The 20,803-nt window shown below is 72.9% G+C and carries 13 protein-coding genes; 10 read left to right on the forward strand and 3 right to left on the reverse strand.

Translation table 11 applies throughout. The annotated features are described in order from the left end of the window. Positions 1 to 6 precede the first annotated feature (6 nt). The 4 genes from dapF to hflX all read left to right on the forward strand — a co-directional run bounded on the left by dapF (position 7) and on the right by hflX (position 6,574). On the forward strand, positions 7 to 885 hold the full coding sequence (gene dapF, locus ACSU6Z_RS22290; RefSeq protein WP_437048108.1) for a diaminopimelate epimerase: 879 nt from the start codon (positions 7 to 9) through the stop codon (positions 883 to 885). Positions 886 to 1,114: 229 nt separating this feature from the next. After that, positions 1,115 to 3,262, forward strand: coding sequence for a RelA/SpoT family protein (locus ACSU6Z_RS22295; protein WP_437048109.1), 2,148 nt, complete (start codon positions 1,115 to 1,117; stop codon positions 3,260 to 3,262). Positions 3,263 to 3,391: 129 nt separating this feature from the next. Next, complete coding sequence (locus ACSU6Z_RS22300; protein WP_437048111.1) at positions 3,392 to 4,912, forward strand: M1 family metallopeptidase; 1,521 nt, start codon at positions 3,392 to 3,394, stop codon at positions 4,910 to 4,912. Between the two features lie 168 nt (positions 4,913 to 5,080). Continuing rightward, positions 5,081 to 6,574 carry a GTPase HflX gene (hflX, locus tag ACSU6Z_RS22305; RefSeq protein WP_437048112.1) on the forward strand — a complete coding sequence of 498 codons (1,494 nt, stop codon included), beginning with the start codon at positions 5,081 to 5,083 and terminating at the stop codon, positions 6,572 to 6,574. Between the two features lie 129 nt (positions 6,575 to 6,703). Here the strand turns inward: hflX and ACSU6Z_RS22310 are convergent, their stop codons facing one another. Beyond that, a complete protein-coding gene (locus tag ACSU6Z_RS22310) occupies positions 6,704 to 7,933 on the reverse strand; it encodes a trypsin-like serine peptidase (RefSeq protein ID WP_437048113.1) in 1,230 nt (409 codons plus the stop codon). A gap of 511 nt (positions 7,934 to 8,444) precedes the next feature. On the opposite strand from ACSU6Z_RS22310, the gene ACSU6Z_RS22315 reads away from it, so the two are divergent. The 4 genes from ACSU6Z_RS22315 to ACSU6Z_RS22330 all read left to right on the forward strand — a co-directional run bounded on the left by ACSU6Z_RS22315 (position 8,445) and on the right by ACSU6Z_RS22330 (position 14,986). Then, the gene (locus ACSU6Z_RS22315) at positions 8,445 to 9,812 is read left to right on the forward strand and encodes an aminotransferase class III-fold pyridoxal phosphate-dependent enzyme (protein ID WP_437048115.1); all 1,368 of its coding nucleotides are present in this window, start codon (positions 8,445 to 8,447) and stop codon (positions 9,810 to 9,812) included. 169 nt (positions 9,813 to 9,981) lie between these two features. Then, a complete protein-coding gene (locus ACSU6Z_RS22320; protein ID WP_437048117.1) occupies positions 9,982 to 11,958 on the forward strand; it encodes an IucA/IucC family protein in 1,977 nt (658 codons plus the stop codon). Positions 11,959 to 12,007: 49 nt separating this feature from the next. Next, positions 12,008 to 12,760 (forward strand): GNAT family N-acetyltransferase, encoded by a 753-nt coding sequence (locus tag ACSU6Z_RS22325; protein ID WP_437048118.1) that lies wholly within the window; start codon positions 12,008 to 12,010, stop codon positions 12,758 to 12,760. A 249-nt stretch (positions 12,761 to 13,009) separates the two neighbouring features. Beyond that, positions 13,010 to 14,986, forward strand: a complete 1,977-nt coding sequence (locus ACSU6Z_RS22330; protein WP_437048120.1) for an ATP-dependent DNA helicase — start codon at positions 13,010 to 13,012, stop codon at positions 14,984 to 14,986. A 174-nt stretch (positions 14,987 to 15,160) separates the two neighbouring features. On the opposite strand, the gene lexA is transcribed toward ACSU6Z_RS22330, so the two are convergent. After that, positions 15,161 to 15,940, reverse strand: coding sequence for a transcriptional repressor LexA (lexA, locus tag ACSU6Z_RS22335; protein ID WP_437048122.1), 780 nt, complete (start codon positions 15,938 to 15,940; stop codon positions 15,161 to 15,163). A gap of 621 nt (positions 15,941 to 16,561) precedes the next feature. Here lexA and nrdR point away from each other — a divergent pair. Continuing rightward, positions 16,562 to 17,113, forward strand: coding sequence for a transcriptional regulator NrdR (gene nrdR, locus ACSU6Z_RS22340; protein ID WP_437048124.1), 552 nt, complete (start codon positions 16,562 to 16,564; stop codon positions 17,111 to 17,113). A gap of 163 nt (positions 17,114 to 17,276) precedes the next feature. Then, positions 17,277 to 20,165, forward strand: a complete 2,889-nt coding sequence (locus ACSU6Z_RS22345) for a vitamin B12-dependent ribonucleotide reductase (protein WP_437048126.1) — start codon at positions 17,277 to 17,279, stop codon at positions 20,163 to 20,165. A gap of 79 nt (positions 20,166 to 20,244) precedes the next feature. Here the strand turns inward: ACSU6Z_RS22345 and ACSU6Z_RS22350 are convergent, their stop codons facing one another. Next, positions 20,245 to 20,778, reverse strand: coding sequence for a TerD family protein (locus ACSU6Z_RS22350; protein ID WP_437048128.1), 534 nt, complete (start codon positions 20,776 to 20,778; stop codon positions 20,245 to 20,247). Positions 20,779 to 20,803 lie beyond the last annotated feature (25 nt).

A 20,803-nucleotide genomic window follows, 5' to 3' on the forward strand; every position in this document is an offset into this window, starting at 1 on the left:
CGAGGAATGAGCACGCGGATCGCCTTCCTCAAGGGCCACGGCACCGAGAACGACTTCGTGATCGTCCCCGACCCGGAGAACGCCATCGACCTGTCCCCGGCCGCCGTCGCCGCCCTGTGCGACCGCCGTGCGGGGATCGGCGGTGACGGGCTGCTGCACGTGGTGCGGTCCGCCGCGCACCCCGAGGCCGCCCACCTGGCGGCCGAGGCCGAATGGTTCATGGACTACCGCAACGGCGACGGCTCGGTCGCGGAGATGTGCGGCAACGGCGTACGCGTCTTCGCCCGCTACCTCCAGCGCGCCGGGCACGCGGCCGAGGGCGACCTCGCGGTCGCCACGCGCGGGGGAGTGAAGACCGTCCACATCGCCAAGGACGGGGACATCACCGTCGGCATGGGCCGGGCGGTCCTGCCCGAGGGCGAGGTCACGGTGAGCGTGGGCGAGCGCAGCTGGCCCGCGCGCAACGTGAACATGGGCAACCCGCACGCGGTCGCCTTCGTGGCCGACCTCGGCCACGCCGGCGACCTCTCCTCCCCGCCGCCGTACGCGCCGGCCACCGCCTACCCGGACGGGGTGAACGTGGAGTTCGCCGTCGACCGCGGCCCCGGCCACGTGGCGATGCGCGTGTACGAGCGCGGCTCCGGCGAGACCCGCTCCTGCGGCACCGGCGCGTGCGCCGTCGCCGTCGCCACCGCCCGCCGGGACGGCGCCGACCCCGCCGTCACCGGGACCCCCGCGACGTACACCGTCGACGTGCCGGGCGGCACCCTCGTGATCACCGAGCGGCCCGACGGCGAGATCGAGATGACCGGCCCCGCGGTGATCGTCGCGGAGGGTGAGATCGACCCCGAGTGGCTGGACGAAGCCGTCCGCCGCAGGGGATGACCGGGTGCCCGGCCCCCGCACCCCGGTGCCGGGTCGCGGAACGAAAACGTAAACCCCCCGCCCATCGCTCGAATGGGTGATCCGTTTCACGCTCGGCGAGAGGCGGTCGGCCGCACGTGATGGGCTCGATAGCATCAAGCACCGGCCCGGACGGGGGACCGATGTCGTCCCCTGAGCCGTGTCCGCCCTGGGGCGCCCCGTCCGCCGGTTCACGCAGCCGGAGGTGCCCATGAACGCGGAGGCCACGAATCCTGCGACCCCGGGCCCGGTGATGCCCGCGGTCACCGGCGCCGCGACCGCGCCCCGAAAAAGGGCCCGCCCCCGGATCGACCTGCGCCGCCTGGGCCGCGCCGCGCTCCTCGGCCCCGCCGCCCGCGGCCGGCTGCCCGACGCCATCGGCCACGTCGCCGAGGCCCACCGCGCCCACCACCCCGACGCCGACCTCGAACCGCTGCGCCGCGCCTACCTGCTGGCCGAGTCCTCGCACCGCGGCCAGATGCGCAAGAGTGGCGAGCCCTACATCACCCACCCGCTCGCCGTCACCCTCATCCTCGCCGAGCTCGGCGCGGAGACCACGACCCTGACCGCCTCCCTCCTCCACGACACCGTCGAGGACACGGAGGTGACACTCGACCAGGTCGGCGAGGAGTTCGGCGAGGAGGTCCGCTACCTCGTCGACGGCGTCACCAAGCTGGAGAAGGTCGACTACGGTGCCGCCGCCGAGCCCGAGACCTTCCGCAAGATGCTCGTCGCCACCGGCAACGACGTCCGCGTGATGTCGATCAAACTCGCCGACCGGCTGCACAACATGCGCACTCTCGGCGTCATGCGCCGGGAGAAACAGGAACGCATCGCCAAGGTGACCCGGGACGTCCTCATCCCGCTCGCCGAACGGCTCGGCGTCCAGGCGCTGAAGACCGAGCTGGAGGACCTCGTCTTCGCGGTCCTGCATCCCGCCGAGTACGCGCACACGCGCGAACTGATCGCCGAGAACGCCGCCCGCGCCGAGGACCCGCTCGCCGTGACCGCCGACGCGGTCCGCGCCGTCCTGCGCGAGGCCGACATCCCGGCCGACGTCCTCATCCGGCCCCGCCACTTCGTCTCCGTGCACCGCGTGTCCCGCAAACGCGGCCCGCTCCGCGGCGCCGACTTCGGCCGCCTGCTGGTGCTGGTGAACGAGGACGCCGACTGCTACGCCGTCCTCGGCGAGCTCCACACCTGCATGACGCCCGTCGTCTCGGAGTTCAAGGACTTCATCGCCGTACCCAAGTTCAACCTGTACCAGTCGCTGCACACCGCGGTCACCGCCGAGGACGGCCAGGTCGTCGAAGTCCTCATCCGCACCCACCAGATGCACAAGGTCGCCGAGGCCGGGGTCGTCGCCCTCGGCAACCCCTACGCCCCGGCGTCCGACGACCCGGCCGACGGCGAGCGCGCCGACCCCACCCGCCCCGGCTGGCTCTCCCGCCTCCTCGACTGGCAGCGAGCCGCACCCGACCCCGACACCTTCTGGTCCACCCTGCGCGAGGACCTCGCCCAGGACCGCGAGATCACCGTCTTCCGACCCGACGGCGGCGCGCTGAGCCTGCCCGAGGGCGCGAGCTGCGTGGACGCGGCATACGCGCAGTACGGCGAGGACGCGCACGCCTGCATCGGCGCCCGCGTCAACGGGCGGCTGGCCACGCTGAGCACCGTCCTCAAAGACGGCGACACCGTGCAGTTGCTCATGGGGCAGGACCCGGCCTCCGAGCCCTCCCGCGCCTGGCTGGAGCACGCGCACACGCCCGCCGCCCGCATCGCCATCCAGCGGTGGCTGACGGCACACCCGGACCACGGCGACTCCGGAGCGGTGCCCGAAGCGGGCAGGGCCGCGGCCCTGCCGCGGCCCGCCCCCGCCGACGCGCCCGCCGCGGCGAGGGCCGCACGCCCCGGTGCCGACGTCCTCGTCGACCGGCCGGGCGCCGTGGTCCGGCTGGCCGGTTGCTGTACGCCCGTGCCGCCCGACGAGGTCACCGGGTTCGCCGTCCGCGGGGGAGCGGTCACCGTGCACCGCGTGCGGTGCCCCGCGGTCGCGCGCATGAAGAGCGCGGGACGCCCGGAGGTCGGCGTGCGCTGGGGCGACACCACCGAGTGCCGGGTCACCCTGCTCGCGGAATCGTTCGTCCGTCCGCATCTCCTGGCGGACCTGACGGAGGCCATGGCCCTGGAGGGCGCCGAGATCGTCTCCGCCACCGTGGAGCCCCCGGACCGGCAGCGCGTCCGCCACACGTACACCGTCCGGCTGCCGGACGCCGCCCACCTGCCCGCCCTGATGCGCGCGATGCGCAACGTGGCCGGTGTGTTCGACGTGAGCCGGACGCAGTCGCCGGGCACCTGAACAAGGGGAGGCCACGCCGTGCGGCATGCCCGCCGGTGTGCGCCGGGCGCGCGGCATGTCCCAACCCGTTCGGGTGCGCCGGGCGCGCGCCGCCGCCGTACCGCGCGCCCCCGCTGATAGCCGTGGGGCATGCCGCACACCCCCCGCACCCCCGGCGCGCGAAGCCCGCGCAGGCGAGGACCCCGCCGACTCCGGGCCACGGCGCTGCTCGCCTCCGCCGTCTCCGTCTGCCTCGTCGCCGCGAGCGCCCCCGCGGTCCCGCTGGGCGTCGGCGACCGCCTCTTCCCCCACTTGGGCAACCCCGGGTACGACGTGGTGTCGTACGACCTGTCCTTCACCTACTCCGGCAGGAACGACGAGCCGCTGCGGGCCGTCACCACCATCGACGCCCGGACCACGGCCGACCTGGACCGGATCAACCTCGACTTCGCCCACGGCTCGGTCGGCTCGGTCGAGGTCGACGGGAGACCCGCGGCGTTCGCCGGCGCCGGCGAGGACCTCGTCATCACTCCCCGGGCCTCACTCCCCAAGGGCGGGCGGACACGGATCACCGTGCGCCACACCAGCGTCCCCACCTCCCCGAAGGACCGGCAGGGCGGCTGGGTGCGCACCGCGGACGGTCTCGCCCTGGCCAACCAGGCCGACGCCGCCCACCTCGTCTTCCCCTGCAACGACCACCCCTCCGACAAGGCCCTGTTCACCATCCGCGTCACCGCGCCCGACGGCCACACCGCCGTCGCCAACGGCCTGGCCGCCGGAGTGGACCGGGCGGGCGGATCGACGACCTGGACGTACCGGACCCGGCACCCCATGGCCACCGAGCTCGCCCAGGTCTCCATCGGCCGCTCCACGGTGCTGCGCCGCACCGGCCCGCGCAAGCTGCCCGTACGGGACGTCGTGCCCACGCGGTACCGCGCCGCGCTCGAACCGTGGGCGGCCAGGACCCCGGCGCAGCTCGCCTGGATGGAGAGCAAGATCGGGCGCTACCCCTTCGAGTCGTACGGGCTGCTCATGGCCGACGCCCCCCTGGGCTTCGCGCTGGAGACCCAGACCCTCTCCCTCTTCGGCACGGGGCTGTTCACCGAACCCGCCTACTCCCCGTGGTACGTCGAGTCGATCATGGTGCACGAGTTGGCCCACCAGTGGTTCGGCAACAGCGTCAGCCCGCGCACCTGGTCCGGCCTGTGGCTCAGCGAAGGACACGCCACCTGGTACGAGGCCCTGTACGCGGAGGAGAAGGCGGGCAGGTCGCTCCAGGAGCGGATGCGGACGGCCTACGGCGCCTCCGACGGCTGGCGCGCCGCGGGCGGGCCGCCGGCCGCGCCCAAGGCGCCCGGGCCCGGCCGGAAGACGGGCATCTTCCGGCCCAACGTCTACGACGGCTCCGCGCTCGTGCTCTACGCGCTGCGCCAGGAGATCGGCCGCCCGGCCTTCGAGCGCCTGGAGCGGTCCTGGGTGACGCGCCACCGGGACGGCACGGCCTCCACCGCGGACTTCGTCCGGCTCGCCTCCCGGACCGCCGGACGCGACCTGAGCGGCTTCCTCCACGCCTGGCTGTACGGCGAGAGGACCCCGCCGATGCCCGGTCACCCGGACTGGAAGCCGGCACCCGCCGGCCCGGCGCCCGCGACGGAAACAGCAGGTCGATAAGGCGGTGACGAGACGTCCCGTGCCGTGCGACCATCTTCGGGACGGCACGGCACGGGGTGTTCGGGAATCTCCCGGGGTACCCGTGTGTTGTTCCAGGTGACGGACCCGCTCCGACGCTCGGGCTCCGTTCCGTCGCCGCAGACGGTTTCCCAGCTACGTAAGGATCCAATGACCTCCTCTTCTTCCCCTTCCCAGGACACCAAGCGCCTCGCGCACACCTACCCCGAGGGTCTTCGGGCCGATGCCCTGATGGAAGAGGACGTCGCCTGGAGCCACGAGACCGGCTCCGAGTGGGACGGCGACCAGCTCGACCGCTCCGAGCGCGCGGCCCTGCGCCGCGTGGTGGGCCTCTCCACCGAGCTCGAGGACGTCACCGAGGTCGAGTACCGGCAGCTCCGTCTGGAGCGCGTCGTCCTCGTCGGCGTGTGGACCACGGGGACCGCGCAGGACGCGGAGAACTCCCTCGCGGAGCTCGCCGCCCTCGCGGAGACCGCGGGCGCGCTCGTGCTCGACGGCGTGATCCAGCGCCGCGACAAGCCCGACGCGGCCACCTACATCGGCTCCGGCAAGGCGGACGAGCTGCGGGAGATCGTGCTGGAGACGGGCGCGGACACCGTCATCTGCGACGGTGAGCTCAGCCCCGGCCAGCTCATCCACCTCGAAGACGTCGTCAAGGTCAAGGTCATCGACCGTACGGCCCTGATCCTGGACATCTTCGCCCAGCACGCCAAGTCCCGGGAGGGCAAGGCGCAGGTCGCGTTGGCGCAGATGCAGTACATGCTGCCCAGGCTCCGCGGCTGGGGCCAGTCGCTGTCCCGGCAGATGGGCGGCGGCAAGGGCGGCGGCCTCGCCACCCGCGGTCCCGGTGAGACCAAGATCGAAACGGACCGGCGACGGATCCGCGAGAAGATGGCGAAGATGCGCCGGGAGATCGCGGAGATGAAGACCGGCCGCGAGATCAAGCGCCAGGAGCGCAGGCGCAACAAGGTGCCGTCCGTCGCCATCGCGGGCTACACCAACGCCGGCAAGTCCTCGCTGCTCAACCGCCTCACCGGCGCGGGCGTGCTGGTCGAGAACGCCCTGTTCGCGACCCTCGACCCGACCGTGCGCCGGGCCGAGACCCCGAGCGGACGGCTGTACACGCTCGCCGACACCGTCGGATTCGTCCGGCACCTGCCGCACCACCTGGTCGAGGCGTTCCGCTCCACGATGGAGGAGGTCGGCGACTCCGACCTGATCCTGCACGTGGTGGACGGTTCGCACCCCAACCCGGAGGAGCAGCTGGCCGCCGTGCGCGAGGTGATCAGGGACGTCGGCGCCACCGACGTACCCGAGATCGTCGTCATCAACAAGGCCGACCTGGCCGACCCGCTGGTGCTCCAGCGGCTGCTGCGGATCGAGAAGCGCTCCATCGCCGTCTCGGCCCGCACCGGCCGCAACATCGACCAGCTGCTCGCGCTGATCGACGACGAGCTGCCGCGGCCGTCGGTCGAGATCGAGGCGCTGGTTCCGTACACGCACGGCAAGCTGGTGGCGCGCGCCCACGGCGAGGGCGAGGTGATCTCCGAGGAGCACACCCCGGAGGGCACCCTGCTCAAGGTGCGGGTGCACGAGGAACTGGCGGCGGAGCTCACGCCGTACGTTCCGGTGACGGCCGGCTGAGGTTCGTGACCGCCCGCGACCGAGGGTCGTGGCGACGCCCGAGGGCCCGTCCCCTTCCGCTGGGGACGGGCCCTCCGTCGTGCGCGCGTCACCGGCCGCCGCGTGTCCCGCCCGCGCTCCGCCGCCGGCTCACCGGCCGGCGAACTTCTCGCTGACCGCGTCGTACACGTTCCTGGCCTCCTCGCCCAGCCGCGGACCGGCCAGCCAGCCCGCCGTCACCGGGCCGATCGAGGTGTTGGAGATCAGCGCGGGCCGGCCGTCGGACCCGGTCGCCACCCAGCCACCGCCCGACGAACCGCCGGTCATGGTGCAGCCGATGCGGTACATCGTCGGATCCGAGGCGTCGATCGACAGCCGGCCCGGCTCGTCCCGGCACCGGAACATCCTCTGCCCGTCGTACGGCGCCGCCGCCGGATAGCCGATCGCCGTCACACTGCCCGTCCGCGGTACGGCCGGCGCGTCGAAGTCCACCGGCAGAGCGGAACCGACCGTCTCCTCCAGCGACTTGCCGCCCCACTCCTTCTCCGGAGTCACGTGGAGGACGGCGAAGTCGTACGGGGCGCCCTCCCCGCCCCTCGTGCCGCCCTGCTCGATCCACTGGTCCGAGGTCTGCGCCCAGTCCCCCCACCAGACGCCGTAGGGAGCGACCTCCTGCGCGGTGGCGTCCGACAGTTCCCCGGTCGGCACGGCCGCGTTGTTGTACGACGGCACGAAGGCGATGTTGCGGTACCAGCCGCCCCTCTTGCCCGCGTGCACGCAGTGGCCCGCCGTCCACACCAGGTTGGACTTGCCGGGGTGGGCCGGGTCCCGCACGACGGTCGCCGAACAGACCATCGAGCCCTCGGGGCCGTCGAAGAACACCTTGCCGGCCGTGGCGGCGCTCTCGTGGTACGTCGGCGGCACGGCCTGTGCCCGGACCGGCCGCGGCTCCGGGTCGGTCACACCCCGGTCGGCGGAGAGGTCGCCGGCGTCGACCTCCCGGTGGGGCTCCTCGGCGTCCCGCATGCGGTCCGGGTTCCACAGGTCCTCGATGATCGGGTTGACGAAGTCCTGCGCCTCGCGCAGCCAGTCCTCCTTCCCCCAGTTCCTCCAGGCGCCGTTCCTCCACTCGTCGACGTCGATCCCGTGCTCTTCGAGCTTGTCCTTGATGTGGTCCGGGATCCGGACGGAGCCGTTGCCGCCGTCCGCGGCCGAGGCGGAGGCGGTGGGCTCACCGCCGGCCTCCGCGCCCCCCGACCCGCAAGCGGTGGCGGTGAGCAGCAGCGCCGAGACGAGGGCGACGGCGGCCGGGACGCGGGAGGTTCCGCGGCGCCCGCCCCCGCTTCGGCGCGTGACGGACGACGGCCGTATGGATCGCATGGTTTCCGACTCCCCCTGCTGATTACCGAACGGAACGTGGTGCTGCGGCCGTGATCCCTCGCCGGCCTTGGGCCGGGCCACGCCGACGTCACGGCACCCGGGAACGGCACCACACCCTATGCGGTCGCCGTGGGGAGACCCGGCGGCACGGCAACGGTCACGCCGGGGAGCGGATCGTGAAGCGACCCGTAACCCGCTGGACTCCCCGGGGTTGGAAGCGGTGGGGGGCCGGATGCCCGGGCGCGGCCCCCGGTGCCGAGGGCGACGTGATGTGCCGACGTGCCCGTGGACAGCGGGAGGACAGGGAGCCGTGGCGGAATCCGCGTACGGGGGGTTCGCATCCGACGGGGGCGGCGGGGGGCGTGCGTCCGCAGGGGCCGGAGGGGGGAGGAGGCCCGGCGAGGGCGGTGCCGGGCGGCTGCCGGCGGGCACCGCCGCGGGGAGCGCCCGGGGTGCGGCCCCCTCCGGGAGAGGCACGTGGACCGGGACGCGCGGCGCCTCCGGGGGACGCGTGAGGCACCAGCCGGCGTGCGAGCCGACGGCACGCACCCATGCCCGCGCCCTTCCCGTCGTGCCGGTCCGCGCGCGGGGGCTCACCGTCGAGGGCGCGGACGGCCGCCGCTATCTCGACTGCCTGTCCGGCGCCGGGGCCCTCGCGCTGGGCCACAACCATCCGGTCGTCCTGGAGGCGATCCGGGACGTCCTCGACTCCGGCGCCCCGCTGCAGGTCCTCGACCTGGCGACCCCCGTCGGGGACGCCTTCGTCACCGAACTCCTGCGCACCCTGCCCCGCGGACTCGCCGGCCACGCGCGCGTGCGGTTCTGCGGACCCGCCGGCGCGGAGGCGCTGACGGCCGCCGTCGGACTGGTCCGCGCCGCGACCGGGCGGACCGGCGTGGTCGCCCTCACCGCCACCTGCCACGAGCCGTCCGCCGTCCTGCCCGGCGCCTGCGGCGTGCCGGCCGCGCACCTGCCGCGCCCGCGGCACCACCACTGCCCGTTCGGTGCCGACGGGGAGCGGGGGACCGAGCGCGCGGCGCGGTGGGCCGAGTCCGTTCTCGACGGCCGGGAACCGGGCGTGCCGCTGCCCGCCGGGGTGGTCCTGGAACCCGTGCAGGCATGGGACGGAGCGGTCGCCGTCCCCGACACCTGGACACGGCGCGTGCGGCAGGTCACGACCGACCGGTCCATTGCGCTGATCGCCGACGAGAGCCACACCGGGGTCGGGCGGACCGGAGCCTTCTGGGCCGTGGAGCACAGCGGCATCACCCCGGACGTGATGGTCCTCTCCCAGGCCGTCGGCGGCGGCCTGCCCCTGGCCGTCGTGGTCCACCGCGACGACTTGGACGTCCCGCCGCCCGACACCGACCGCGGCGCCTTCCGCGGCAACCAGCTCGCCATGGCCGCGGGCGCCGCCACCCTCGCCCACGTCCGCGAGAACCGGCTCGACCGGCACGCGGCCGTCCTGGGCACGCGGATGCTGGCCCGGCTCCGTGAGCTCGCGGCGCGGTTCCCCTGCGTCGGCGACGTCCGGGGACGAGGACTGATGATCGGGATCGAGATGACGGACCCGGACCCGGACGCGGGGGCCGGTACGACCGCCGCGCAGACGCCGGCTCCCGTACCGGGCGGCTGCGCGCGCCGCCCCCGCCCCGCCGCGGCCGTACTCGCGGACACCCTCCGGCGGGAGTGCCTGCGGCGAGGCCTGATCGTGGGCCCCGGAGCCGGACACCCCGGTGTCGTACGGCTGCTCCCGCCGCTGACGATCACCGAGGAGCAGGCGGTGGCGGTCCTGGACCGGCTGGCCGACGCGGTGGAGGCGGTGGCCCGCCACCACCCCGGCCGCGTACCCGGGCACCCGCCATGCCGTCGGGGCTGAGACGTCCGGTGGTCCGGCGCAGCGCGCTCCCCGGGCGGGACCGGGCGGCGATACGGACGTCCGCCCCTCCGGACGGGCCGCCCCCGGCGTCCTGCCCGGCCGGCACCCGCGCCGTACCCGCCCGCATCCGTCCCCCGCTCCCGCACCACAGCCCACCCCGAGGACCGTCGTGAACACCACCGCACCCGCGGACCGCCTCCCCTCCCCTCAGCCACCGGCCCGCCCTGCCGCGGGATCTCCGCAGGCGGGCTCCCCGCGCGCCGGCTCCCCCGGTGAACGGCCGCCGAGCCCGCCCGCGGCCGAGCGGGTTCCCCGGCAGGGCGGCGCGGCGGACGCCGGGCGGCCGAGCGCGGCCCCCGGCGACCTCCTGGAGCATCCGGACCCGTCCGTCGCCGCCCAGGCGGCCGCCGTCGAGAACCTGCTGCGGTGCTGGGTGCGCGAGACCGGCCTGCCCGCGCCCGGCGACGGCGTCCTCCGTGTCCCGCTGCCCGCCAGCGGCACCGCACTCCTCGTTCCCGTCCGCTACTGGTCGCCGACGGGCTGGCACCGCTTCGGCCTTCCGCGACTGGCCGACGCCCCCGCCTCGGCCCCACCCGCCGACGCGGTCACGGTCGCGGCCCTGCTGGCCAGGGAGGCCGCCGGGGCCACCGAACCCGCCGGTGAGGGCCCCACCGGTGTGGTCGGGGCCGAGTTCGTCGCGCGCGTCGCCGACTCGGTCCGCCGTACCGCCGTCTTCGTCCGCGACCGCCGGAAGAACCCCGTCGGCCCCTCCGACCGCTTCCTCGCCGCCGAACAGTGCCTCGTCCTCGGGCACCCGCTGCATCCGGCGCCGAAGAGCCGCGAAGGGTTTTGCGAGGACGAGGCGCGGCGGTACTCGCCCGAGACGCGCGGCTCCTTCCCCCTGCACTGGCTGGCCGTCGCCCCTTCCGTCCTCGCCTGCGACTCCGCCTGGACCGAGCGGGGCCGTCCGGTCCCCGCGCCCCGGCTCACCGCCCGCCTCGCCGGACCCGGTCCGGCGCTTCCCGAGGGATACACGGCCCTGCCCCTGCATCCCTGGCAGCTCCACGAGATCCGCCACCGGCCGCGGACGGCGGCGCTGCTGGACGCCGGGCTCCTCCGGGACCTCGGCGCCCGGGGCGCCCCCTGGCATCCCACCTCCTCCGTACGGACCGTCCACCGAACCGGCTCCCCCGCCATGCTCAAGCTGTCGCTGGGAGTGCACATCACCAACTCCCGTCGTGAGAACCTCCGCAAGGAACTCCACCGCGGCGTCGAAGTGCACCGCCTGCTGCGCTCCGGCCTGTCCCCGCAGTGGCGGTCCGCGCATCCGGGCTTCGACATCGTCCGTGACCCGGCCTGGATCGGGGTCGACGACCGGGACGGGGAGCCCGTGCCGGGACTCGACGTCGTGATCCGGCACAACCCCTTCGGCCCCGCGGACGACGTGTCCTGCGTCGCCGCCCTGGTCGCGCCCCTGCCCCGGGCGGGCGGCCCGGCGGCCGGCGGGCAGGCGCACGACACCGCGCCGCGGTCCCGGCTGGCCCAGGTGGTGACGCACCTCGCCCGGCGGACCGGCCGCCCGCGCGGGCTCGTGGCCGCCGAGTGGTTCCTGCGCTACCTCGAACAGGCCGTGCGCCCCGTGCTGTGGCTGGAGGGGGAGGCGGGGATCGCGCTGGAGGCGCACCAGCAGAACACGCTGCTCCTGCTGGACGCCGACGGCTGGCCCGCGGGCGGCCGCTACCGCGACAACCAGGGCTACTACTTCCGCGAGTCCCGGCGCGCGGAACTCGACGCCCGGCTGCCCGGTATCGGCGCCCGCAGCGACACGTTCGTCCCCGACGAGGTCGCCGACGAGCGCTTCACGTACTACCTCGTCCTGAACAACGTGTTCGGGCTGATCGGCGCCTTCGGCTCCCAGCACCTCGCCGACGAACGGCTGCTGCTCGCCGCCTTCCGCCGTTTCCTCGCCGGCGCCGCCTCGGGTCCGCGCCCGCTGCGCAGCACGCTGCCCGCCCGGCTCCTGGACTCGCCCGTCCTGCGCTGCAAGGCCAACCTGCTGACCCGGGCGCACGGCCTCGACGAGCTCGTCGGCCCGGTCGCCACCCAGTCCGTCTACGTCACTCTCCCCAACCCCCTTCACCGCTGACTCTTCCGAGGGCCAGGCCCGACCCCCGTCTCCCGAGAGGAGCGACGCCGTGCTTCCCACCGACGCGAGCGCCGACGCCGGAACCGTCCCGGCCACGGACCCCGGCACCGATCCGCGCCCCTGCGAGGGCACGGACAACGAGGACACCCTGGACCTGCGCCTGCCCGACGCGTTCCTGGAGTCCCGCGCGCGGGACGAAGTCCCCGCCGCCACACGGCCCTCGGCCGGCGACGACCTGCTCGACCGGGTGGCGGCCTGGGGCCCGGCCGTCACGGCCGCGGGCGTGTTCCACCTCGTTCCCGTCCGCGTCGAACGGGACCTCCCGCTCGTCAGCCGCTGGATGAACGACCCCGCCGTCGCCGCGTTCTGGCAGCTGGACGGGGCGCCGGACGTGACCGAGGCCCACCTGCGGACCCAGCTGGACGGCGACGGACGCAGCGTCCCCTGCGTAGGCGTGCTGAAGGGCACACCGATGAGTTACTGGGAGATCTACCGGGCCGACCTCGACCCGCTGGCCCGGTACTATCCCGCCCGGCCCCACGACACGGGGATCCACCTCCTGCTCGGTGACGCCGCCGACCGTGGGCGGGGGCTCGGCAGCCTCCTGCTCAGGGCCGTCGCCGACCTCGTCCTCGACCGCCGGCCCATGTGCGCGCGCGTCGTCGCGGAACCCGACCTGCGCAACACCCCTTCCCTCGCCGCTTTCCTCAACGCCGGTTTCCGCCTCTCCGCCGAGGTCGACCTGCCCGCCAAGCGGGCCGCCCTCATGGTCCGGGACCGTCATCCGCGCCACCTGCCGTAGTGCTGCGCCGCAGCACCGTCATGTCCGCTGCGCCGCTCGCGTCGCCCCGGTTCCCCCCTTGCCGTTCCTGCCTTCCGCCGACCGGTCCGCGCGGCGCCAACCGCGCCTCCAAAAGCCCCTGGAGGCCCCCGATAGGCCGTTCCGGAAGCCCCAGAAGCCTGCAGAGCCCACAGGAGTCCCCGTGATCCCCTGCCCCGTCCCCGCCTCGGTCCCACGTTTGTCAGTCCCGGGCCGTAGGGTGGTCGCGCTATGACGAAGCCCTCCCTCCCCGAACTCCTGCACGCCGCCGTCGCCGCCGTCGGCGGCACGGAGCGCCCCGGCCAGGTGGCCATGGCCGAAGCCGTCGCCGCGGCGATCGACGACGGCTCCCATCTGCTGGTCCAGGCCGGTACCGGCACCGGAAAGTCGCTGGGCTACCTCGTGCCCGCGCTGGCTCACGGGGACCGGGTCGTCGTGGCGACAGCCACCCTCGCCCTCCAGCGCCAGCTGGTGGAGCGGGACCTGCCGCGCACGGTGGAGGCGCTGCACCCGCTGCTGCGCCGCCGCCCGGAGTTCGCCATGCTCAAGGGCCGGTCGAACTACCTGTGCCTGCACCGCCTGCACGAGGGCGTCCCGCAGGACGAGGAGGAGGGCCTCTTCGACCAGTTCGAGGCCGCCGCTCCCACCAGCAAGCTCGGCCAGGACCTGCTGCGGCTGCGCGACTGGGCGGACGAGACGGAGACCGGTGACCGCGACGATCTCACGCCGGGTGTCTCGGACCGGGCCTGGTCCCAGGTGTCGGTGTCGTCGCGGGAGTGCCTGGGCGCCTCGAAGTGTGCGTACGGCGCCGAGTGCTTCGCCGAGACGGCCCGCGAGCGCGCCAAGCTCGCCGAGGTCGTCGTCACCAACCACGCGCTGCTCGCGATCGACGCCATCGAGGGCGCCCCGGTCCTGCCGCAGCACGAGGTGCTGATCGTCGACGAGGCGCACGAGCTGGTCTCCCGCGTCACCGGGGTCGCCACCGGCGAGCTCACCCCCGGCCAGGTGAACCGCGCCGTGCGCCGCGCCGCCAAGCTCGTCGACGAGAAGGCCGCCGACCAGCTCCAGACCGCCGCCGAGGGCTTCGAGCGGCTGATGGAGCTGGCCCTGCCCGGCCGCCTGGAGGAGGTCCCGGAGGACCTCGGCTACGCCTTGATGGCGCTGCGCGACGCCTGCCGTACGGTCATCTCGGCGATCGGGGCGACGCGGGACAAGTCCGTCCAGGACGAGGACGCGGTCCGCAAGCAGGCCCTGGCCTCCGTGGAGAACGTGCACGACGTGGCGGAGCGGATCGTGAACGGCTCCGAGTGGGACGTCGTCTGGTACGAGCGGCACGACCGCTTCGGCGCCTCCCTGCGCGTCGCCCCCATGTCCGTCTCGGGCCTGCTGCGCGAGAAGCTGTTCGCGGACCGGTCCGTCGTCCTGACCTCCGCGACCCTGAAGCTGGGCGGCGACTTCAACGGTGTGGGCGCCTCGTTGGGCCTCGCCCCCGAGGGCACCGAGGGCGACGACGTCCCGCGGTGGAAGGGCGTCGACGTCGGCTCGCCCTTCGACTACCGCAAGCAGGGCATCCTGTACGTCGCCAAGCACCTGGCGCGGCCCGCCCGGGACGGTGACCGGGCGGACATGCTGGAGGAGCTGACGGAGCTGATCCAGGCGGCCGGCGGCCGCACCCTGGGTCTGTTCTCCTCCATGCGGGGGGCCCAGCTGGCCGCGGAGGAACTGCGTTCCCGCATCCCCGAGTTCCCGATCCTCCTCCAGGGGGAGGAGACGCTTGGCGAACTGATCAAGAACTTCGCGGCCGACCCGAGGACCTGTCTCTTCGGCACGCTCTCCCTGTGGCAGGGCGTCGACGTCCCCGGTCCCAGCTGCCAGCTGGTGGTCATGGACAAGATCCCGTTCCCGCGTCCGGACGACCCGCTGATGAGCGCCCGGCAGAAGGCGGTGGAGGAGGCCGGCGGCAACGGCTTCATGGCGGTCGCCGCCACGCACGCGGCGCTGCTCATGGCGCAGGGCGCCGGCCGTCTCGTACGGGCGTCGGGAGACCGCGGCGTGGTCGCCGTACTGGATCCGCGGCTGGCGACGGCCCGGTACGGGGGTTTCCTGAAGGCGTCACTGCCCGACTTCTGGTACACCACGGACCGCAACCAGGTCCGCAAGTCGCTGGCCGCGATCGACGCGGTGGCGCAGCAGGCCGAGGTCTCCTGAGCCGGAGGCCGGTGGCCGCAGGCCTCGTGGTCCCGGACGGCTCGGGGGCCGGGGCGTCCCGGAGCCGGGCGTGCCCCACTTTGGGCCTGGACAGCACAGGACCCCGGAACCGGCGCAGAGGTTCCGGGGCCCGGTCAGGGAGGCGGACGGGGTGCGGTCTGTCCGCCGCGGCGCTCAGACGCGGCGCAGGACGGCCACCACCTTGCCGAGGATCGTCGCGTCGTCGCCGGGGATCGGCTCGTACGAGGAGTTGTGCGGCAGCAGCCAGACGTGTCCGTCCTCGCGCTTGAAGCGCTTGACGGTGGCCTCGCCGTCGAGCATCGCGGCCACGATGTCGCCGTTCTCGGCGACCGGCTGGCGGCGGACCGTGACCCAGTCGCCGTCGCAGATGGCGGCTTCGATCATCGAGTCGCCGACCACCTTCAGGACGAACAGCTCACCGTCGCCGACCAGCTGCCGGGGCAGGGGGAAGACATCCTCGACGGACTCCTCCGCGAGGATCGGGCCACCGGCGGCGATGCGGCCGATCAGCGGCACGTACGACGCGGCGGGCTTGCCCGCGGTGTCGGCGGGCTGCACGGTGGCGGCCTGGTCGGAGCCCCGCACCTCGTACGCGCGCGGGCGGTGCGGGTCGCGGCGCAGGAAGCCCTTGCGCTCCAGGGCCATCAGCTGGTGCGCCACCGAGGAGGTGCTGGAGAGGCCGACGGCCTGACCGATCTCCCGCATCGACGGTGGGTAGCCGCGCCGCTGCACCGAGTCCCGGATGACTTCGATCACCCGGCGCTGGCGATCGGTGAGTCCGGAACTGTCCGCCCGGATGCCTGGAGGCCGGCCCGGCATGGAGCGCTTGTGCCCCTCGGGATTCGCGGCTTCGTTCATCGCGTGCACCGGCTCCAGGCGGCCCTGGGAGCGGTCCTGGGCGGTGATGGTGGCGCTGTCTGCGGTGGTGGTCACGGCGGCCCCTCTCGATGGTCTCCCTGCTGCACAACGGTAGTTGCTTTCGAAAGGTTGCGCCAAACACACGTTCGAGTGAAAATCCGCAGACTGCGGGACATGATCACGTTTCCAGGTGTATGGCCGTCGCAGGCGGTCGACGGGCAAAAGGACCCATTGTTGTACTCTTCACCGCCGGGGTGATCGCTTCGCCGTTCGCCTCAGTCTGCCATTCGGCGTCCCGTCCGGCAGGCGTCGGCCCTCATCTCTGCGGGAGTCCCACGCCCCCTCCTCGTGACGTCCACGCCGCTTCCGCGCGCGTGGGCGGCGGCCTGTCGCGCCCGGCGGCGCCGGTGCCGACGCGTGCCCGTGTCCGGGCGCGCGCGGACGGATCGGGCGGGTCCGCGGGGTGGGAGCGGCGGCGGTGCGTGACCGTGCGGATGCGTGCGGATGCGACACGCGCGCAGGACGTGCATGTATGAGCCAATCCCCACATCTAGTGGTTGGATTGCGGCAGCGGCCCAGAAGTTGTGGTGCCCCTGGTCTTCGGGCCCTCGGGGATCGCCTATGCTTGGGGCTGCTTCGAGGGGCCCGTGAGGCCTTGCGAGGCTATTGAGTCTGCTGTGAGGAGGGTTGGAGTTCATGCACTGCCCCTTCTGCAGGCACCCCGACAGCCGCGTCGTCGACAGCCGTACGACCGACGACGGCACGTCGATCCGCAGGCGCCGTCAGTGCCCTGACTGCTCCCGTCGTTTCACGACCGTGGAGACGTGCTCGCTCATGGTGATCAAGCGGTCCGGGGTCACCGAGCCCTTCAGCCGCACGAAGATCATCAACGGCGTGCGCAAGGCGTGCCAGGGGCGGCCCGTCACCGAGGACGCGCTCGCCCAGCTCGGCCAGCGGGTCGAGGAGGCGGTGCGGGCGACCGGCAGTGCCGAACTGACCACCCACGACGTGGGGCTGGCGATACTCGGCCCGCTGAAGGAGCTGGACCTCGTCGCCTACCTGCGGTTCGCGTCCGTCTACCGGGCGTTCGACTCGCTGGAGGACTTCGAGGCCGCGATCGCGGAGCTCAGGGAACGGGCGGAACACCCCGACGGGGACGGCGGGAATGCCGGCGCGGGGAGCCAGGAAGACGGCCGCGGGCCGGCGGGGACCGGACAGGTCCCCGAGCCCGCAGGCGCCGCCGACTGACCGGCGGGCCGGGACCGTTCGCAGGAGACGGGACCGGCCGGGCGGCGGCGAATCGAAAGACCTGTCGCGGGCTGAGTGAGGTGCCCGCGGCACCAGACAGAACACCGTGCCACGGAATAAACGGGGCACTTCAGGGCGTTTTCGCCCGTATATGGGAGGCGGCATGACAGAGACGGCGAGCGGTCCGGCACGGAGTTCCCGCGCCAAGAGCCCCAAGACGGGCAAGGGACTGCGTATCGAGCGCATCCACACCACTCCTGGGGTCCACCCCTACGACGAGGTGGCCTGGGAGCGCCGTGACGTCGTCATGACCAACTGGCGCGACGGCTCGGTCAACTTCGAGCAGCGCGGCGTGGAGTTCCCCGACTTCTGGTCGGTGAACTCGGTCAACATCGTCACCAGCAAGTACTTCCGGGGCGCCGTCGGCACCCCGCAGCGCGAGACCAGCCTCAAGCAGCTGATCGACCGCATCGTGAAGACGTACCGGAAGGCCGGTGAGGACCACAAGTACTTCGCCTCGCCCGCCGACGCCGAGATCTTCGAGCACGAGCTGGCCTACGCCCTCCTGCACCAGATCTTCAGCTTCAACAGCCCCGTCTGGTTCAACGTCGGCACCAAGCAGCCCCAGCAGGTCTCCGCCTGCTTCATCCTGTCCGTCGACGACTCCATGGAGTCGATCCTCGACTGGTACAAGGAAGAGGGCATGATCTTCAAGGGCGGCTCCGGCGCCGGCCTGAACCTCTCCCGCATCCGCTCCTCCAAGGAGCTGCTGTCCTCCGGCGGCAACGCCTCCGGCCCGGTCTCCTTCATGCGGGGCGCCGACGCCTCCGCCGGAACGATCAAGTCCGGTGGCGCCACCCGCCGTGCCGCCAAGATGGTCGTCCTCGACGTGGACCACCCGGACATCGAGGACTTCATCGAGACCAAGGTCAAGGAAGAGGAGAAGATCCGCGTCCTGCGCGACGCGGGCTTCGACATGGACCTGGGCGGCGACGACATCACGTCCGTCCAGTACCAGAACGCCAACAACTCGGTCCGTGTGAACGACGAGTTCATGAAGGCGGTCGAGGAGGGCGGCAAGTTCGGCCTGCGCGCCCGCATGACCGGTGAGGTCATCGAGGAGGTCGACGCCAAGCAGCTCTTCCGCAAGATCGCTCAGGCGGCCTGGGCCTGCGCCGACCCGGGCATCCAGTACGACGACACCATCAACAACTGGCACACCTGCCCCGAGTCCGGCCGGATCACCGCGTCGAACCCGTGCAGCGAGTACATGCACCTGGACAACACGTCCTGCAACCTGGCCTCGCTGAACCTGATGAAGTTCCTGAAGGACGACGGCAAGGGCAACCAGTCCTTCGAGGCCGAGCGCTTCCAGAAGGTCGTCGAGCTGGTCATCACCGCGATGGACATCTCGATCTGCTTCGCGGACTTCCCCACCCAGAAGATCGGCGAGAACACCCGCGCCTTCCGCCAGCTCGGCATCGGTTACGCCAACCTCGGCGCCCTGCTGATGGCCACCGGCCACGCCTACGACTCCGACGGCGGCCGCGCCCTCGCCGGTGCCATCACCTCCCTGATGACCGGCACCGCCTACCGCCGCTCCGCCGAGCTGGCCGCGGTCGTGGGCCCGTACGACGGCTACGCCCGCAACGCCGACGCCCACAAGCGCGTCATGAAGCAGCACGCCGACGCCAACGACACGGCCGTCCGCATGGACGACCTGGACACCCCGGTGTGGGCCGCCGCCACCGAGGCCTGGCAGGAAGTGCTGCGCCTCGGCGAGAAGAACGGCTTCCGCAACGCCCAGGCGTCCGTGCTCGCCCCGACCGGCACCATCGGCCTGGCCATGGGCTGCGACACCACCGGTGTCGAGCCGGACCTCGCACTGGTCAAGTTCAAGAAGCTGGTCGGCGGCGGCTCGATGCAGATCGTCAACGGCACCGTCCCGCAGGCCCTGCGCCGCCTGGGCTACCAGGAGGAGCAGATCGAGGCGATCGTCGCCCACATCGCCGAGCACGGCAATGTGATCGACGCCCCCGGCCTCAAGCAGGAGCACTACGAGGTGTTCGACTGCGCCATGGGCGAGCGGGCCATCTCCCCGATGGGCCACGTCCGCATGATGGCCGCGATCCAGCCGTGGATCTCCGGCGCCATCTCCAAGACGGTCAACATGCCGGAGACGGCGACCGTCGAGGAGGTCGAGGAGATCTACTTCGAGGCATGGAAGATGGGCGTCAAGGCGCTCGCCATCTACCGCGACAACTGCAAGGTCGGCCAGCCGCTGTCGGCCAAGAAGAAGGACGACAAGAAGAAGACCGAGGAGCAGCCCGCCGCGGCCGAGCCCAAGGTCGAGAAGGTCGTCGAGTACCGCCCGGTCCGCAAGCGCCTCCCGAAGGGACGTCCCGGCATCACCACGTCCTTCACCGTCGGCGGTGCCGAGGGTTACATGACGGCCAACTCCTACCCGGACGACGGCCTGGGTGAGGTCTTCCTGAAGATGTCCAAGCAGGGCTCGACCCTCGCGGGCATGATGGACGCCTTCTCCATCGCGGTCTCCGTCGGCCTCCAGTACGGCGTGCCGCTGGAGACGTACGTCTCGAAGTTCACCAACATGCGTTTCGAGCCCGCCGGCATGACGGACGACCCGGACGTGCGGATGGCGCAGTCGATCGTCGACTACATCTTCCGCCGCCTGGCGCTGGACTTCCTGCCCTTCGAGACGCGCTCCGCGCTCGGCATCCACTCCGCCGAGGAGCGCCAGCGTCACCTGGAGACCGGCTCGTACGAGCCGGCTGAGGACGAGGTGGACGTCGAGGGCCTGGCCCAGTCGGCGCCGCGCACCCAGGAGCTGAAGGCCGTCGCCACGCCGAAGGCCGAGTCCGAGGCGGCCAAGCCCGCCCCGAAGCAGGCCCACACCAGCGCCGAGCTGGTGGAGATGCAGCTGGGCATCCAGGCCGACGCCCCGCTGTGCTTCTCCTGCGGCACGAAGATGCAGCGGGCCGGTTCCTGCTACATCTGCGAGGGCTGCGGTTCGACCAGCGGCTGCAGCTGAGCCGACGCGTAGAACCCCATGACCGAGGGGCGCCGGCCCACCGCCGGCGCCCCTCGGCCGATCCGCGCCCTGGCGGTGATCAGGGCCGCCTCTTGGCGCCCATGGCGCCGGTGAACGTCGTGGGGTCGCCCTCGAAGCCGTGGACGCCGGCGCGGAACTCCCACGCGCCGGTCTCGTCCCGCACGAACTCCGCGACCGACGCCGCCGTTGCCCCGAGGACACCGCCGAAGTCGTCCTGAGCCAGGTCGGTGTACCCCTCACGGATACGGAGCCCGGGGTTGGTGACGTCGGCGAACGTACGACGTCCGGGGCGCTGCTGGATGACGACACCGGCCACCACGCGCGCGTAACGGGCGTCGAGCCGGTCCAGCTCCAGCGTCATGACCTCGTCGAAACCGAAGCCCTGGCCGTCCCTGCTGTCCCGGTTGAGGTAGATGGTGCCGTCGGGGGAGCGACTGTCGAAGTGCACCACATAAGAGGGATCACCGTACGGATCGCCCGCCGGATAGGTCGCGGCGACGATGTCCAGATCCGCGGGCGGCTGCCCCGCGGGAGACGGGTCCCACCTCAGTGCGACCTCGATCTTGCGGATGCCCTTGCTGAGGCCGTTCACAGACCTTTCCCCTTCCCCGGTGCCG

It is taken from the genome of Streptomyces sp. enrichment culture, assembly GCF_964273145.1.
In the GTDB taxonomy this organism is placed as follows: Bacteria; Actinomycetota; Actinomycetes; order Streptomycetales; family Streptomycetaceae; genus Streptomyces.